The organism is Frankia sp. CcMO1 (genome assembly GCF_977945845.1).
Genome location: NZ_CDWTMG010000402.1, coordinates 1 through 2,555, shown reverse-complemented (window position 1 = coordinate 2,555; position 2,555 = coordinate 1). Strand labels below are relative to the sequence as shown.

1 protein-coding gene and 2 pseudogenes are annotated in these 2,555 nt (G+C 70.5%); 2 read left to right on the top strand and 1 reads right to left on the bottom strand.

The genetic code is table 11. From position 1 onward, the window contains the following. Nucleotides 1-54 precede the first annotated feature (54 nt). Nucleotides 55-144, top strand: a pseudogene (locus AC08OU_RS24435) (SAM-dependent methyltransferase); the annotation flags it as partial. A 111-nt stretch (nt 145-255) separates the two neighbouring features. Next, nucleotides 256-365 (top strand): annotated as a pseudogene (locus AC08OU_RS24430) (IS6 family transposase); the annotation flags it as partial. Between the two features lie 286 nt (nt 366-651). Here AC08OU_RS24430 and AC08OU_RS24425 read toward each other — a convergent pair. Further along, nucleotides 652-2,555 (bottom strand): MMPL family transporter (locus AC08OU_RS24425; protein ID WP_476605917.1); only part of this gene is annotated, 1,904 nt, incomplete at its 5' end.

Below are 2,555 nucleotides of genomic sequence, written 5' to 3'. Positions count from 1 at the left end.
TTTACCGTAGCTGAGCAGCACAATGGCACCGGGAACCCGACGGACCATCCGAAGATCGACACGGCGACGCCGCATTCAGCTCGGATCTGAAACTACTGGATGGGCGGCAAGGACAACCACCCGGTGGACCGCGAGGCCTCGGATGATCTGACTTTTGAAGGTTTCGCGCGGCCCTACCTACCGATAACGGGGAAGTAGGGACTGCTGCATCGGCGGGGGCCGGGGGCCGCGCCGACATCGGGGCATGGTCGGATGATGGCTCGCTGCCGCCCTTGTCCGCCTGTCCCGGTCCCGGAGTTCACGGATTTCGGTTCCCACCCGAGGTGATCGTGCTCGCGGTCCGGTGGTACCCGCGCTACGCGCTGGGTTCCGTTCCGCCCAGACGATCAGCGCCGGACACGCGTTCGTGCGGAATCTTCGCCGCGGACACTACGAACCTGACGTCGACGCCGACCCGTAGGTGCGGCTGACGGCTGCCTTCGCCGAGCTCATGCGGGCGATCTGATCACCGATCCGGCCGGGTTCATCCTACCGTACTGTCCCGCAATGCAACAGACCCCCGGGGCCTAGCCCGCACCACTCCCCGGGCAACGTTCCGGGGAACGTCGCCCGGGAACGTTCCCCGGAACGCAACACGCCCGGGCCCCATCCCTATGTACTCCTCCGGGAAAAACGGCCGCCGCGCGTGCCGTTGCCCGCATGGGATGGCGCCGACGGCGGGTCGTACGACCTCGTGGCCACCCTCGCCGGCCGGCGCTGGGCGGGTACGCCGCCAGCGGTTTCGCGGCGCCGATCCAGGTGCACCAGCGCGGGGAGGACGACCGCTCGCACCACGAACGCGTCGAGCGCCACACCGACCGCCAGACCCACCCCGAGCAGCTTCAGCGTGCGGGACGGCTGCGCCATGACCACCGACAACGCCAGGATCATGATGAGGTTCATGGTGAGGACGACGTGCCCCACGTCGGCGTGGCCGCGGCTGACCGCGTCGCCTTCGAGCGCCCGCCAGCCTGGCGCATCGGTTTCGCGCAGTCTGCTCAGCAGGCTCAGGTTCATGCCCGGGGACAGGCCGAACCCGACGACCAGCACGAAGACCAAGATGAACGGTTCGATCGGACCAGCCTGGAGGCCCAGTTTCCCGGCGAAACGGTCCTGCTGGAAGAGCGCCGCCAGGACACCGACCGTTGCGAGGCCGCACGACAGCTCCGAAACGGCGAGTACGGCGGCAGTGACGCGCGAGGAGGCCGTGAGGAAGGTCAGCGCGCCCACCGCGAGCAGGACCACGAACACGAACATCGGCAGCGCGCCGCGGAAATCCGCGGCCATGTCGGCGAACAACGCCGCCTGCCCGCCCACGTAGGCGCGGATCACGGTGGGCCGCAGGACCGCCGGCAGGACGTCGTTCCGCAGTCGGTGCACCAGGTCGTAGGAGTCCGTCGACCGGGGACCCGCCTGCGGCAGCACCTGGATCAGGGCCAGGCCCGACTCGGGACTGTCGAACGAGGCGTACGCGTGTTTGACCCCCGGCGTCGTGTTGAGGGCGGTGACGACGTCGGTCACGGTGACGGTCCGGCTGCCCTCCCCCCGGTCGACGACGACGAGCATCGGCCCGTTAAGACCGCTGAAGAAGTCGCGGCTGACCACGTCATACGCGCGCCGCGCGGTGGCCGACGTGGGCTCCGCGCCCGCGTCGCCGCCACCGAGCCGCAGGGTGACCACCGGCGCTGCCAGGGCGACGAGCAGCACGCACGCCGCGGCCACGGCGACAGCCGGGTGACGCCCCACCTGCCTGGCCCACCACGATCGCACGCCCGGCCGGTGCGGTAGGCCACGACCCGTCGTGGTCAGGGAATGCCGTCCGAGCCAGCCCAGCATCCGGGTGCCGCCGAGGACGAGCAGCGCCGGCAACAGCGTGAGGGTGACCAGGGCACTGAGCACCCCGGCCACCCCGGCCGCGAGGACGACTCCCGTGAACGGGCCCAGGTTCAGCAGGAGCACCCCGGTCATCGCCACGCTCAGGCACACGCCACCGGAGGCCAGGGCGGCTACCGACTTCACCATCGCCTCGGTGGCCGCGTCGACCGGGCTCACGCCCCGCGCCAACGCGGTCTGCGCCCGGTAGACGACCAGGACGGACCCGCCCAGGCTGACCCCAAGGGCGATCATGCCGCCAAGTAGAGCGGCGAAGGGAGTCGTCAGGACGTAGTGGGACAGCACCGTCGTGACGGCCACGGTGGTGACGGTGGCCATGGCCGCGACGACCGCGGCGATCATGGCGGCCACCCTCGAACGCAGGGTCAGGCACAAGACCGCCAGCGCGACGGCGAGGGCGGCCAGCAGCGGTCGGATCGGGACGCCGGCCGAGGTGAGCGCGGTCGCGCCCGGTCCGCCCAACTCCACCTGAAGCTCGGGGCCGCTGTAGGACCGGGCCGTGGCCGAGACCCGTCTGATCGCGCCGAGGTCGAGTTCGAGCGCCGACGCTTTCATGATTACCGGAGCCACCGCCGTGCGCCCGTCGGCACTGACCGGTGACACACCCAGCACCGTCCTGCCTA